Annotated in this window: 12 protein-coding genes; 9 read left to right on the forward strand and 3 right to left on the reverse strand. The window is 61.8% G+C overall.

The window, feature by feature from the left end:
• Window positions 1–31 precede the first annotated feature (31 nt).
• Window positions 32–2,416 (reverse strand): 7TM diverse intracellular signaling domain-containing protein, encoded by a 2,385-nt coding sequence (locus tag ACLK1G_RS21880; protein WP_420767313.1) that lies wholly within the window; start codon window positions 2,414–2,416, stop codon window positions 32–34.
• Between the two features lie 299 nt (window positions 2,417–2,715).
• On the opposite strand from ACLK1G_RS21880, the gene ACLK1G_RS21885 reads away from it, so the two are divergent.
• From ACLK1G_RS21885 to ACLK1G_RS21900, 4 genes are all read left to right on the forward strand, one after another.
• Window positions 2,716–3,513 carry a hydroxymethylpyrimidine/phosphomethylpyrimidine kinase gene (locus ACLK1G_RS21885; protein ID WP_420767314.1) on the forward strand — a complete coding sequence of 266 codons (798 nt, stop codon included), beginning with the start codon at window positions 2,716–2,718 and terminating at the stop codon, window positions 3,511–3,513.
• Between the two features lie 15 nt (window positions 3,514–3,528).
• Window positions 3,529–4,155, forward strand: a complete 627-nt coding sequence (gene thiE, locus ACLK1G_RS21890; protein ID WP_420767315.1) for a thiamine phosphate synthase — start codon at window positions 3,529–3,531, stop codon at window positions 4,153–4,155.
• Between the two features lie 26 nt (window positions 4,156–4,181).
• Complete coding sequence (gene hemL / locus ACLK1G_RS21895) at window positions 4,182–5,465, forward strand: glutamate-1-semialdehyde 2,1-aminomutase (protein WP_420767316.1); 1,284 nt, start codon at window positions 4,182–4,184, stop codon at window positions 5,463–5,465.
• Window positions 5,466–5,683: 218 nt separating this feature from the next.
• The gene (locus ACLK1G_RS21900; protein ID WP_420767317.1) at window positions 5,684–6,238 is read left to right on the forward strand and encodes a tetratricopeptide repeat protein; all 555 of its coding nucleotides are present in this window, start codon (window positions 5,684–5,686) and stop codon (window positions 6,236–6,238) included.
• A gap of 141 nt (window positions 6,239–6,379) precedes the next feature.
• Here the strand turns inward: ACLK1G_RS21900 and ACLK1G_RS21905 are convergent, their stop codons facing one another.
• Window positions 6,380–6,709: a DUF1820 family protein gene (locus ACLK1G_RS21905; RefSeq protein WP_003185742.1), complete on the reverse strand. Its 330-nt coding sequence runs from the start codon at window positions 6,707–6,709 to the stop codon at window positions 6,380–6,382.
• 132 nt (window positions 6,710–6,841) lie between these two features.
• On the opposite strand from ACLK1G_RS21905, the gene miaB reads away from it, so the two are divergent.
• The 5 genes from miaB to lnt all read left to right on the forward strand — a co-directional run bounded on the left by miaB (window position 6,842) and on the right by lnt (window position 12,280).
• A complete protein-coding gene (gene miaB, locus ACLK1G_RS21910; RefSeq protein WP_420767318.1) occupies window positions 6,842–8,170 on the forward strand; it encodes a tRNA (N6-isopentenyl adenosine(37)-C2)-methylthiotransferase MiaB in 1,329 nt (442 codons plus the stop codon).
• A gap of 217 nt (window positions 8,171–8,387) precedes the next feature.
• The gene (locus ACLK1G_RS21915; RefSeq protein WP_420767319.1) at window positions 8,388–9,398 is read left to right on the forward strand and encodes a PhoH family protein; all 1,011 of its coding nucleotides are present in this window, start codon (window positions 8,388–8,390) and stop codon (window positions 9,396–9,398) included.
• Window positions 9,391–9,849 (forward strand): rRNA maturation RNase YbeY, encoded by a 459-nt coding sequence (ybeY, locus tag ACLK1G_RS21920; protein ID WP_420767320.1) that lies wholly within the window; start codon window positions 9,391–9,393, stop codon window positions 9,847–9,849. The genes ACLK1G_RS21915 and ybeY overlap by 8 nt, the downstream gene beginning before the upstream one ends.
• A 40-nt stretch (window positions 9,850–9,889) precedes the next feature.
• On the forward strand, window positions 9,890–10,729 hold the full coding sequence (locus tag ACLK1G_RS21925) for a CorC family transporter (RefSeq protein ID WP_420767321.1): 840 nt from the start codon (window positions 9,890–9,892) through the stop codon (window positions 10,727–10,729).
• 27 nt (window positions 10,730–10,756) lie between these two features.
• Window positions 10,757–12,280, forward strand: a complete 1,524-nt coding sequence (gene lnt / locus ACLK1G_RS21930) for an apolipoprotein N-acyltransferase (RefSeq protein WP_420767322.1) — start codon at window positions 10,757–10,759, stop codon at window positions 12,278–12,280.
• 146 nt (window positions 12,281–12,426) lie between these two features.
• On the opposite strand, the gene ACLK1G_RS21935 is transcribed toward lnt, so the two are convergent.
• Entirely contained in the window at window positions 12,427–13,188 is a 762-nt protein-coding gene (locus ACLK1G_RS21935) for a YdcF family protein (RefSeq protein ID WP_420767323.1), read from the reverse strand.
• Between the last annotated feature and the right edge of the window lie 78 nt (window positions 13,189–13,266).

Raw genomic sequence — 13,266 nt, forward strand, 5'->3', positions numbered from 1 at the left:
GCCTCCAGGTCGATCAAAGTGGCATATCCGCCTAAATATCGGCGCTTTCACCCTGTTTCGGACAAAGCACCCGTCGCTGCAGAATCGCCTGGAGCACCTCGAACTTCACCGGTTTGCTCAAATAGTCGATCAACGCTCCAGACGGGCATCGCTCCTGTTCGAGGTTCGGACTGACTACCAGCACGGGCAGATCCTCACAACCGGACAGCGCTCGGATCTGGCAGCAGAGCGACACCCCGTCCAATGGCGCCGAATGGCAATCGAGGAGCACCGCGTCAACACTCTCGCCCTGTAGCAGGTCCAGGGCCGCCCGACCGTTGTCGGCGGTGCGCACCCGATAGCCCAGCTTGAGCAACATGCCTCGCATGACCAATTGATCGACGGGGTTGTCGTCCGCCAGGAGTACCGTGCAGTCCTGGGGCTGGCGGGAATCCCGGCGCCCACCGAACGAAAAAGGCGTCGGGACCTCCACTGGCAAGGCGATTTCGAATTCCACGTCCAGCTGGAAACGGCTGCCGCGCCCCGGCTCGGAAATATGAGTCAGGCGCCCGTCGAGCAATTCGACCAGTTGGCGGCAGATCGCCAAGCCTACGCCGAGCCCCCCGTACTCGCGCGTCATCGAGCCATCGAGCTGGAAGAAACGCTGGTACAACGTCGCCTCGCCAAGATCGGTGAAACCGATGCCGGTGTCGATCACCGCGAATGACAGCACCAGGCGATCGAGCTCCGACGGTCGTCCACTGACCCGCAGGGCGATGCCACCCGAGCGGGTGAACTTGATAGCGTTGTCCAGCAGGCATTCCAGGCACTGGACCAATTTAGCGCTGTCGCCCACCAACCGATCCGCCAGGCTGGGGCTTATGTCGACTTTGAAGTCCAAACCCTTGACCGCCGCGTTGGCACCGAACTGCACCTGCAGCGCATCAATCACACCACGCAGGCTGAACGGCGTCGGGTAGACCTTGAGCTTGCCGGCCTGCAACTCGGTAAGGGTGAGGATGCCGTTGACCATGCGCATCATGTCCCGCGCCGAACCGGCGGCGGTCTGTTGATACTGGGTCAGCTCCTCGTCCATCTCGACGGTTTCCATCAGCTCCAGGGAGCCGATCACACCGTTCATCGGGGTGCGCAATTCATGGGTGAGGGTGGCGAGGAATTCATCCTTGAGTTTGTTGCCGTGGGCCAATTGCTGGTTGAGCACTTCCAGTTTCTGTCCGGCGTCGAACAGCGTCTGGGCCTGCTGCTCGCGCATGGCGTTGATGCGGTCCGCCAGGGCCAGGGACAACAATGCCACCTCGATGGCAGAGCCGATCTGGCTGGCATACATGGTCAGGAAGATGTTCGGCAGGTAACCGAGCACCATCATCGTGTTGACGATCCCCCCCAGCAGGAACGCCGACCAGGCGATGATGAAATAACGCGCCACCCGCAGGCCACGCCACCAGGCGAACAGCCCGGCGGCGAAAATCACCACGGTAAATACCAGGGCCAACGCCGTCGCCAGGCGCAGGGCCAAGGCGTAGCTGGTCATCAGCGACAGCCCTACCACCACGGCACTGTAGGCGATCAGCGCCAGCAGCAGTCGATCGAGCCAGCGACTGTGTTGTGAGGTCTGCAGGAAGCTGCGGGCGAATTGACTGCCGAACAGCCCCGCGCAGCCGATGAAGAACGGCGTTGCGGCATTGGCCCACCAGGGATTGTCCGGCCAGAAATATTCCACCGCCGCGCCATTGACCGACAACTGATACAGGCCGAACGAGGCGATATAGAAGATGTAGTACAAATAACTGGTATCGCGCACGCTCAGGTAAATGAACAGGTTGTAGACCAGCATCCCCAGCAGCACGCCATAGATGATCCCCAACACATAGAGGCGCACCGGCTGCTGCTCCAGGTACGCCGTGCTCGACCACAGCGTCAACGGCGCCTGGATCGAACCCTGGCTTTGCAGACGCAAGTACACGACCTGGCGTTGATCCGGCTGGAAGTCCAGGCTGAACAGGTAATTGTTCTGGCGGACCTCGCGACTGGCAAAAGGCAGAGCATCGCCCGTCTGGCGGACCAGGCGATAGGCTCCGCTGCCGTCGGCCAAGTACAGGTCCAGATGATCCAGCGGCGGATACGCCAGCTCCAGCAACCAGGTCCGCTGGGCGTCGGGATTGGCAGGACGATAGTGCAGATCCACTTTCAACCAGAACGCCGAACGTGAGTAACCGGCGTTCAGCGTGGCTTTGTCATGGGGCTTGAAACGATCGGCCGCGGCCTGGGCCAGAATCTCATCGATGGAGGCCGTGCCACTGGGGTCTTCCAACACTTGCAAAGCGTGGCCCAAAGGCAGGCTTTGGGTTGATTCATCGAATTCGAGCGCACTTGCCAAGGGGGACAAGCACAGCAGCAACATCAGCAAATAGCGCATTTAAGCCCCAGCGTGGCCTGTCCGGTTGAGTCAGGAAGCCCCCCATTCCCTGAGTAGACGTAAAACCGGCATTACCTGTTATTGGTTGGATCCATCTCTAGCATAGCCGTTGATGGCCAATTTGCACCACGGAAATTTTTCCGACAAAAGGCTCTAGCACGGGCGTCTCAGCGCCAACCATTGAGATAGAGCTGTTGCTTTGGTCAGGTTGCCAATTGGTAAAGCACAAAAGTGGTCGCCAACAAAACCCTCTGAGGCCAATCACCGATAAAAGAGGTTTGGTGATAAGCTCGCGCACCATGAATATCTACAGCTCTCGCCCCGTTGTCCTCTGTCTCTCCGGCCACGACCCCAGTGGTGGCGCCGGCTTGCAGGCAGATATCGAAGCCCTGCTTGCCCAGGGATGTCATGCCGCCCCGGCCGTTACTGCGTTGACCGTGCAAGACACGGTCAACGTCAGCGATTTCCGCGTGCTGGATCGCGAGTGGGTGCTGGCGCAAGCCAATGCCGTGCTCAACGACTCCCCCGTCGCGGCGGTCAAGCTGGGCATGCTCGGCTCGCTGGAAATGGTCGACACCGTGGTCGAGCTGCTCCAGGCACACCCGCAGTTGCCGATGGTCTGCGACCCGGTGCTGCGCGCCGGCGGTGGCGGACGGCTGGGCAAGGATGAAGTCGGCTACGCCATGCGCGAGCGCCTGCTGCCCCTGGCCACCATCGCCACGCCCAACCTGCCTGAAGCACGCATTCTCGCCGAACTGCCCGAAGGCAGCGCCGATGAATGCGCCGAAAAACTGCTGCCCTTCGTCAAGCACCTGCTGATCACCGGCGGCCATGGCGACGAGCATGAAGTCCACAATCGCCTGTACAGCCGCGACGGACACCGCGAAACGTTCACCTGCCAGCGCTTGCCCGGCAGTTATCACGGCTCCGGCTGCACCCTCGCCAGCGCCATCGCCGGCCGACTGGCCCAGGGCGAACAACTCTCCAGCGCGGTCAAGACAGCCCTGGACTACACGTGGCGCACGCTGCGCGATGCCGAACAACTGGGCAAAGGCCAGTTCGTACCGCGTCGCCTACCGCTGGATTTCTGCTCGTAGCACAGGAGCCGTGGAATGAAATTACGTGGCCTTTATGCCGTGACCGACAGCCAACTGCTGGCCGGCAAGTTCCTTGCCTATGTGCAAGCCGCGCTGGAAGGCGGCGTGACCTTGCTGCAGTACCGCGACAAAAGCAGCGACGAGGCCCGCCGCCTTCGTGAGGCCGAGGCCCTGCGCAACCTGTGCGAGCGCTACAAGACCCAACTGATCATCAATGATGACGCCGAATTGGCCGCGCGCCTGGGCGTCGGCGTGCACCTGGGCCAGACCGATGGCCCGTTGGCGCCGGTGCGGGCGTTGCTGGGCCACAAGGCAATCGTCGGCTCAACCTGCCACGCCAGCCTGGAGTTGGCCGAACAGGCCGTCAACGAAGGCGCCAGCTACGTCGCGTTCGGGCGCTTCTTCAACTCCAGCACCAAGCCTGGGGCACCCAGCGCAAACCTTGAACTGCTCGAACAGGCCCGCATCAAACTGCATATACCGGTTTGCGCCATCGGCGGCATCACCCTGGAAAACGCCGCCCCGCTGGTGGCCCATGGGGTCGACCTGCTTGCGGTGGTCCACGGCCTGTTCGGCGCCGACAGCACCGCTGAAGTGACGCGCCGCGCCCGCGCCTTCAACGACCTGCTGCACATCACATAGTCATTTCCGTTTTCGAGAGCCCTACCATGTCCCGTTCCGAAACCCTGTTTGCCAACGCCCAGAAACATATCCCCGGCGGCGTGAACTCGCCTGTTCGCGCGTTCAAGAGCGTCGGCGGCACCCCGCTGTTCTTCAAGCACGCCGAAGGCGCGTATGTCACCGATGAAGACGACAAGCGCTACGTTGACTACGTCGGCTCGTGGGGGCCGATGATCCTCGGCCATAGCCATCCGGACGTGCTGGATGCGGTGCGCAAGCAGCTGGAGCACGGGCTGTCCTATGGCGCGCCGACGGCGATGGAAACCGAGATGGCGGACTTGGTCTGCTCCATCGTGCCGTCGATGGAAATGGTGCGCATGGTCAGCTCCGGCACCGAAGCGACCATGAGCGCGATCCGCCTGGCCCGTGGCTACACCGGCCGCGACAGCATCATCAAATTCGAAGGCTGCTACCACGGCCATTCCGACAGCCTGCTGGTCAAGGCCGGTTCCGGCGCCCTGACCCAAGGCGTTCCGAGCTCGGCGGGCGTGCCAGCGGCATTTGCCAAGCACACCCTGACCCTGCCGTTCAACGACCTTGAAGAAGTCGAGAAGATGCTCGGCGAAGTCGGTCAGGAGGTGGCATGCATCATCGTCGAGCCGGTGGCCGGCAACATGAACTGCGTGCCGCCGGCGCCAGGCTTTCTCGAAGGTCTGCGCAGCCTGTGCGACCAGCATGGCGTGGTGCTGATTTTCGATGAAGTGATGACCGGCTTCCGTGTCGCCCTTGGTGGCGCCCAGGCCCACTATGGCGTGACGCCGGATTTGAGCACCTTCGGCAAGATCATCGGTGGCGGCATGCCCGTGGGCTGCTTCGGCGGCAAACGCGCCATCATGGAATGCATCGCGCCGCTGGGCCCGGTCTATCAGGCCGGCACGCTGTCGGGCAACCCGTTGGCGATGGCTGCTGGCCTGACCACCCTGCGCCTGATCAGCCGCCCGGGCTTCCACGCCGAACTGACCGAATTCACCACGCGCCTGCTCGATGGCCTGCAAGTGCGCGCCGACGCGGCCGGCATTCCGTTTGTGACCACCCAGGCCGGCGGCATGTTCGGCCTGTATTTCAGCGGTGCCGATGACATCGTGACCTTCGACGACGTGATGGCCAGCGACGCCGACCGCTTCAAGCGCTTCTTCCACCTGATGCTCGAAGGCGGCGTCTACCTGGCGCCAAGCGCCTTCGAAGCCGGCTTCACCTCCATCGCCCATGGCGAGGCGGAACTGAAGATTACCCTCGACGCGGCTGAACGAGCCTTCGCGGCACTGAAATAAGCCTGTGGATAACTGACGCTGGCTGACACCAGCGTCAGTTATTGCCCATAACCCACCGTGCCTTTTCCTACATATCTGCCCAACAAACCGTCGTTGCGGTTCCTTTGCAGCAGAAAAACGAGTAAAGACTTTGTAAGGATGGCCCCGCTTATTTCATAATGCGCGCTTATTGGATCCCCCGAAGGGTCCACGCGCCCCTCAGAGGTAAGTCGATTCCCATGAACCGCACCGGCCGCACCCTTGCCTTGGGCTGCCTGTTGCTCCTTCAGCCCCTGCTCGCTCATGCACAGGCAGGCGGTAACTCGTTGTTGATCCCGGCGATGGGCCGTTGCACCCTCAACACCCAGCCACAAGATCTCGCACCGGCACTCGACGCCTGTCGAAAAGCGGCCGACGAGGGCGATGCCCAAGCGCAATATGAATTGGGCGAGTTCTACTACGACGGCAAGGCCGCGCCCCGCGACCTCAAGCTGGCCCTCAACTATTTCGAAAAAGCCTCGCTACAAGGCCACGCCCAGGCGCAGTTCAAGCTTGGCGGCATGTTCTTCCATGGCGAAGGCGTACCGGCCAACAATGTCCAGGCGTATATCGTCTTGAAGATGGCGGCGGTCAACGGCGCCGAAGAGGCATTGGACACCGCCGACGAAGTCGCCGAGCAGATGCCCCGCGACGAGCTGGAAGTGGCCACCCAGGTGCTGGGGCAGATCTTTCGCAAATACCTGATGGAATTGCAGAACGCCGACGGACGCACGCCGTTCTCGCCACTGCCCTGATTAATGTTCTGGCCTTGAAGGCCTCATCGCGAGCAAGCTCGCTCCCACAGTTGGCTCTCTGGCGACGCAAGATTTGTGCTCACCGGCGATTTACTGTGGGAGCGAGCCTGCTCGCGATTGGGAGCAACCCGGTCTTGAACCCTACTTCTCAGGCATCGGCATCGGAAACGGCATCACATTGCCGACCGCGCCGCGGGCTTCGCTGATTTTCGGAGTGCCAAGGCGCTCGACCTCATCGATGCGCACGATCGAATGCATCGGCACGAAGCTGCGCACCACGCCTTCGAATTGTGCCTTGAGCTTTTCTTCGCTTGGGTCGACGACCACTTGTGTGCGCTCGCCAAAGACGAACTCTTCCACTTCCAGAAAGCCCCACAGATCACTCTGATAGATCTGCTTGGCGTACATCTCGAACACCTGGCCCTGGTTGAGGAAAATCACCTTGTAGATTGGAGCTTCACGTTTGGTCATGGCTGGCGAAACACATCGGCGGGTAAAAATGAGGGCGCGAACTATAGCATAGCCACTGCTCGCGCAGCGGTAGGAACCGGGGGACTTGTTGCCTATAATGCGCGGTTCTTTGAATCACGTGATGATCCGTCCATGGCCAAGAAGCTTTACATCGAAACCCACGGTTGCCAGATGAACGAGTACGACAGCTCGCGCATGGTCGATCTGCTGGGTGAACACCAGGCCCTGGAAGTCACCGCCCGCGCCGAAGACGCAGACGTGATCCTGCTCAACACCTGCTCGATCCGCGAGCGCGCCCAGGACCGGGTGTATTCCCAACTGGGCCGCTGGCGTGAACTGAAGCTGGCCAACCCGGAAATGGTCATCGCGGTCGGCGGCTGCGTCGCCAGCCAGGAAGGCGCGGCCATTCGTGACCGCGCGCCGTACGTGGACGTGGTCTTCGGCCCCCAGACCCTGCACCGCCTGCCGGAAATGATCGACGCAGCGCGCGTGACCAAACTGCCCCAAGTCGACGTTTCGTTCCCCGAAATCGAGAAGTTCGACCACCTGCCCGAGCCGCGCATCGACGGCCCCAGCGCTTATGTGTCGGTGATGGAAGGCTGCAGCAAATACTGCACGTTCTGCGTGGTCCCCTATACCCGCGGCGAAGAGGTCAGCCGGCCGTTCGACGACGTGATCGCCGAGATCATCCACCTGGCGGAAAACGGCGTGCGTGAAGTGACCTTGCTGGGGCAGAACGTCAACGGCTATCGCGGCCTGACCCACGACGGTCGCCTGGCGGACCTCGCCGAGTTGATCCGCGTTGTGGCGGCGGTGGACGGTATCGACCGGATCCGCTACACCACGTCCCATCCGTTGGAGTTTTCCGACAGCCTGATCCAGGCCCACGCCGAAGTTCCCGAGCTGGTCAAGCACCTGCACCTGCCGGTGCAATCGGGTTCGGACAGAATCCTCGCAGCGATGAAGCGCAACCACACGGCGTTGGAGTACAAATCCAAACTGCGCAAGTTGCGCGCCGCAGTGCCGGGGATCTGCATCAGCTCGGACTTTATCGTCGGATTCCCTGGCGAAACCGAGAAAGATTTCCAGCAGACCATGAAGCTGATCGAAGACGTGGGCTTCGACTTCTCCTATTCCTTTGTCTACAGCCAGCGCCCCGGCACGCCGGCGGCCGACCTGGCGGATGAGACGCCCGAGGAAGTGAAGAAGGAGCGGCTCAATGCTTTGCAGCACCGCTTGAACCAGCAGGGCTTTGAAATCAGCCGACAGATGGTCGGTTCGATCCAGCGGATCCTGGTCACCGACTACTCGAAAAAAGACCCGGGCGAATTGCAGGGCCGTACGGAAAACAACCGTATCGTCAACTTCCGCTGCGACACGCCAGCCCTGATCGGCCAGTTCGCCGACGTACACATCGACGCCGCGCAACCGCACTCGCTGCGGGGTTCGCTGGTGCAGTAGCTACACAACCCCCCTGTGGGAGCGAGCTTGCTCGCGATAGCGGTGTGACAGTCAATATCAATGTTGAATGTGACACCCTCATGGCGAGCAAGCTCGCTCCCACAGTGGCCGTGGCAAGCCCTGTGGTCAGATTCGCCCGCTTAAGACCTTTCGCACCCAGCCTACTGGCGTTATCCTTGATTTCACCTTAATTGCCCCTGGGCGGCTAAAAACGACCTTGAACGCACCCATCGAACCTCATCGTTTCATTCTCGAGCCCTTTGAGGCTCGCCGCTTCGCCAATCTGTGCGGGCAATTCGACGAGCATCTTCGCTTGATCGAACAGCGCCTGGCCATCGAGATCCGCAATCGCGGGAACCAGTTCGAACTGATCGGCGATCCCAAGCACACCACCTCCGCGGAAAACCTGCTGCGCCGTCTCTACCGAGAAACCAAGGCGAGCGAGCTGTCTGCGGACATGGTCCACCTGTTCCTGCAAGAGTCGGCGGTCGAAGAACTCGACAATCACGCCCCGTCGGAACCTGCCGTGGCCCTGCGCACGAAAAAAGGCATGATTCGCCCTCGCGGCTTGAATCAGCAGCGCTACGTGAAGGAAATCCTGGCCAACGACATCAATTTCGGCATCGGCCCGGCCGGTACCGGCAAGACCTACCTGGCCGTTGCCTGTGCGGTCGACGCGTTGGAGCGCGAACAGGTGCGCCGCATTCTGCTGGTGCGTCCCGCCGTCGAAGCAGGGGAAAAACTCGGTTTCCTGCCCGGCGACCTGACCCAGAAGATCGACCCGTATCTGCGCCCGCTCTATGACGCGCTGTACGAAATGCTCGGCTTCGAATACGTCGCCAAGCTGATCGAGCGACAGGTCATCGAGGTCGCGCCGCTGGCCTACATGCGTGGTCGAACCCTGAACAACAGCTTCATCATCCTCGACGAAAGCCAGAACACCACCGTCGAACAGATGAAGATGTTCCTGACCCGGATCGGTTTCGGCTCCACCGCCGTCATCACCGGGGACATTACCCAGGTCGACCTGCCCCGAGGCACCAAGTCCGGGCTGAACCACGTGATCCAGGTGCTCAAGGACGTCCCGGGCATCAGCTTCACGCACTTCATGCCCAAGGACGTCGTACGCCATCCGTTGGTGCAGCGCATCGTCGAAGCCTACGAGCGTTTCGAGAACCGCGCCGATGAAGATTCGGCCGAAAGCAAAGGCAATCGCCACAATGCTTGAACTCGACCTGCAAGAGGCCAGTGAACACCCCGCCCCCAGCGAAGCCCAGTTCCGCCAATGGTGCGAACTGGCGCTGCGCCAGCGCAGCGCCGACTCGGAACTGACGATCCGCCTGGTGGACGAAGCCGAAGGCCGCGAGCTGAACCACACCTGGCGGCAGAAAGACTACGCCACCAACGTGCTGTCGTTTCCCGCCGACGTGCCCGACGAAATGCTCGACATCCCGTTGCTGGGGGACCTGGTGATCTGCGTCCCGGTCGTCGAGCGCGAGGCCGCCGAACAAAACAAGTCACCCGAAGCCCACTGGGCCCACCTGGTGATCCATGGCTGCTTGCATTTGCTTGGTTACGACCATATGGAAGAGGACGAAGCCGAGGAAATGGAAGCGCTGGAACGAACGTTGCTTGCCGAGCTGGGTCATCCCGACCCGTATGCCGGCGACGAACACTGAAACATCAACCTGTAACGACAAAGGATTCAGAGTAATCGCTATGAGCGAAGATCGATCGACCAACGGGCAGAAGTCATGGCTGGGCAAGCTCACCCAGGCTTTTGCCCATGAGCCGAAAAACCGCCAGGAGCTGTTGGAGCTGCTGCGCGATGCACACCAGAACAAATTGCTGGACAGCGAAGCGCTGGCCATCGTCGAAGGCGCCATCCAGGTGGCTGACCTGCAGGTTCGGGACATCATGGTCCCGCGCTCGCAGATGATCAGCATCAAGGCGACCCAGACTCCCCGCGAATTCCTGCCCGCCGTGGTCGACTCCGCTCACTCGCGCTACCCGGTCGTCGGCGAGAGCCATGACGACGTCATGGGCGTGCTGCTGGCCAAGGACCTGCTGCCGCTGATCCTCCAGGAGAACGGCGACAGTTTCAATATCAAGGACCTGCTGCGCCCGGCCACGTTCGTGCCCGAGTCCAAGCGCCTGAACGTACTGCTGCGTGAATTCCGCGCCAACCATAACCACATGGCCATCGTCATCGACGAATACGGCGGCGTGGCCGGACTGGTCACCATCGAAGACGTGCTCGAACAGATTGTTGGCGACATCGAGGATGAGCACGACGTCGAGGAAGACAGCTACATCAAGCCCTTGCCCAGCGGCGACTTCCTGATCAAGGCCCTGACGCCGATCGAGAACTTCAACGAGTTCTTCGACAGCGAATTCTCCGACGATGAGTTCGACACCGTCGGCGGCCTGGTGATGAGTGCCTTCGGCCACCTGCCCAAGCGCAACGAAACCACCGAGATCGGCTCCTGGCGCTTCCGCATCCTGAATGCCGACAGCCGCCGGATTCATCTGCTGCGCCTGTCACCCATTGCCCGTTAAACCCTGCAAGAGCCGCTAAGGAAACACATGCGCTGGATAAACCGCCCCGGCTGGCCCGGTAACCTGCTGGCCGTGGCGGCCGGTGCGATCACCACCCTGGCCCTGGCGCCGTTCGATATCTGGCCGCTGGCATTGCTGGCGGTCGGGCTGTTCTATGCTGGCCTGCGCGAGCTCTCGCCGCGCCAGGCCCTGGGGCGCGGCTGGTGTTTCGGTTTCGGCCTGTTTGGCGCCGGCACCAGTTGGATCTACGTCAGCATCCATAACTTCGGTGGCGCCTCGGTGCTGCTGGCCGGGCTTTTGATGCTGCTGTTCATTGCCGCGATCGCTTGGTTCTTCGCCCTGCCCGCCTGGCTCTGGGCGCGCTGGCTGCGGCGCAACGAGGCACCGTTGGCCGATGCCCTGGCCTTCGCCGCGCTCTGGCTGGGCCAGGAAGCCTTTAGAGGCTGGTTCCTGACCGGATTCCCCTGGCTTTACTCCGGCTACAGTCAACTGGACGGCCCGCTGGCCGGCCTTGCACCGCTGGGTGGCATGTGGCTGATCTCCTTCACCCTGGCCCTGACCGCCGCGCTGTTGTACAACGCGCCCCGATTGCTGCGTTCCGGGCGCAAAGGCTTCGTCGTCGCGGGTGTGGCCTTGCTGATCGGCCCCTGGGCGGCCGGCTTTGCGCTCAAGGGGCATGCCTGGACCAGCCCCTCGGGCGAGCCGCTGAGTGTCGCGGCCATCCAGGGCAACATCGAACAAAGCATGAAGTGGGACCCCGAGCAGCTCAACGCGCAATTGGCGCTGTACCGTGACATGAGCTTCACGTCCAAGCGCGTCGACCTGCTGGTCTGGCCGGAAACGGCCGTGCCGGTACTCAAGGAGTCCGCCCAGGGCTACCTGGACATGATGGGCAGTTTCGCCGCCGAGCGGCATTCGGCACTGATCACCGGCGTACCGATCCGCCAGGAAGTACGTCATGAGAAGCGCTATTTCAACGGCATCACCGTGACCGGCGAAGGCGACGGCACTTACCTGAAGCAGAAACTGGTGCCCTTCGGCGAGTACGTGCCATTGCAGGATATCCTGCGCGGCCTGATCGCGTTTTTCGACCTGCCAATGTCGGATTTCGCCCGCGGCCCGGCTGATCAGCCATTGCTGCAGGCCAAGGGTTACCAGATCGCGCCATTCATTTGCTACGAAGTGGTCTACCCGGAATTCGCTGCCAACCTTTCAGCGCGAAGCGATCTGTTGCTGACGATCAGCAACGACACTTGGTTCGGTACGTCGATCGGCCCGTTGCAACACTTGCAAATGGCCCAGATGCGCGCGCTGGAGGCCGGGCGCTGGATGATTCGCGCCACCAACAACGGCGTGACCGGCCTGATCAACCCCTTCGGCCAGATCACCGCCCAGATCCCGCAGTTCCAACGCGGCATCCTCTACGGTGAAGTGGTGCCGATGCACGACCTGACGCCGTACCTTCAATGGCGCTCGTGGCCGCTGATCATTTTGTGTGTATTGCTTTTGGGTTGGGCGCTGGTGGCGGGGCGGATGGCCAAGACGGTTTAACTCGCTCCCCCCATCCCTGTGGCGAGGGAGCTTGCTCCCGCTGGACCGGTCCGACGCTTCGGGCGCAGCAGGCCCCGCTTTTTGGGGCCGCTGCGCGCCCCAGCGGGAGCAAGCTCCCTCGCCACAATAGCGTTCACTTCAATTATTCAGCGATAAAACAACCAATACCCCACCAACCCCACCGCCTCGTTCATCAACTGCCCCGATTGCCACACCGATTTGAATTCCGGCATCCAGCCACCCAACGGCCGGGCGTTATCCTGACCCAGGAAACCGACAGGCGCAGGCACCACTTCAAATCCAGAACGTTCAAAACTCCAGACCGCCCGTGGCATGTGCCAGGCCTGGGTCACCACCACCACGCGCTTCGCCCCTTCGGGCAGCAGGATCTGCGCGCTCATCTGGGCGTTCTCCCACGTGGTGCGGCTGTGGCCCTCCTGCCAGCGAACGTCGACGCCGAAATCCTCACGCATCGAGTCAGCCATCAGCTTGGCCTCGCTGGGCGGGGTGCCGTAATGCAAGCCGCCGGTTGTCAACACGGGCAAGCCCGAAGCCTTGGCCAACCGCGCCGCATAACGCTGGCGCTCCAGACCCACCCCGGTGGGCTGGTCAGTGCCCCAGGCCAGGTCACCGCGCTCGCGCCCCGAGCCCAGCACCACAATGGCGTCGGCGCGCTGGGCCAGGGTCGCCCATTCACTGCGCAGCAGCGGCGGTTCGCGCTCCAATGCCTTCGCGCTCCACTGCACCACTATCGGTAGGCTCATCAGCCAGAAACCACCCAGCCCCAGGATAAAACACACGCGGGCCAGGCGCGGCCGGGAATCACGCCACCACCAGGCAAGCGCCAGCAAAAGCAAAAGAATGCCAGGCGGCAATAGAAGTTGTTTGATGAAATAGCGAAACGGCATCGGGCATCTCCATAGATGCCCGAAGCCTAGGTGGGTTGACGCAAAGCGACAACAGATTCCAAGAACCTCGAATCAAAA

The organism is Pseudomonas algeriensis, assembly GCF_048847255.1.
In the GTDB taxonomy this organism is placed as follows: Bacteria; Pseudomonadota; Gammaproteobacteria; order Pseudomonadales; family Pseudomonadaceae; genus Aquipseudomonas.

What these genes read in the sequence shown, in the direction of transcription:
- miaB (WP_420767318.1), top strand. Translation starts at nt 6,842, where the DNA reads ATGGCCAAGAAGCTTTACATCGAAACCCACGGTTGCCAGATGAACGAG.
- ACLK1G_RS21880 (WP_420767313.1), bottom strand. Translation starts at nt 2,416, where the DNA reads ATGCGCTATTTGCTGATGTTGCTGCTGTGCTTGTCCCCCTTGGCAAGT.
- ACLK1G_RS21900 (WP_420767317.1), top strand. Translation starts at nt 5,684, where the DNA reads ATGAACCGCACCGGCCGCACCCTTGCCTTGGGCTGCCTGTTGCTCCTT.
- hemL (WP_420767316.1), top strand. Translation starts at nt 4,182, where the DNA reads ATGTCCCGTTCCGAAACCCTGTTTGCCAACGCCCAGAAACATATCCCC.
- thiE (WP_420767315.1), top strand. Translation starts at nt 3,529, where the DNA reads ATGAAATTACGTGGCCTTTATGCCGTGACCGACAGCCAACTGCTGGCC.
- ACLK1G_RS21905 (WP_003185742.1), bottom strand. Translation starts at nt 6,709, where the DNA reads ATGACCAAACGTGAAGCTCCAATCTACAAGGTGATTTTCCTCAACCAG.
- ybeY (WP_420767320.1), top strand. Translation starts at nt 9,391, where the DNA reads ATGCTTGAACTCGACCTGCAAGAGGCCAGTGAACACCCCGCCCCCAGC.
- ACLK1G_RS21935 (WP_420767323.1), bottom strand. Translation starts at nt 13,188, where the DNA reads ATGCCGTTTCGCTATTTCATCAAACAACTTCTATTGCCGCCTGGCATT.
- ACLK1G_RS21925 (WP_420767321.1), top strand. Translation starts at nt 9,890, where the DNA reads ATGAGCGAAGATCGATCGACCAACGGGCAGAAGTCATGGCTGGGCAAG.
- ACLK1G_RS21885 (WP_420767314.1), top strand. Translation starts at nt 2,716, where the DNA reads ATGAATATCTACAGCTCTCGCCCCGTTGTCCTCTGTCTCTCCGGCCAC.
- lnt (WP_420767322.1), top strand. Translation starts at nt 10,757, where the DNA reads ATGCGCTGGATAAACCGCCCCGGCTGGCCCGGTAACCTGCTGGCCGTG.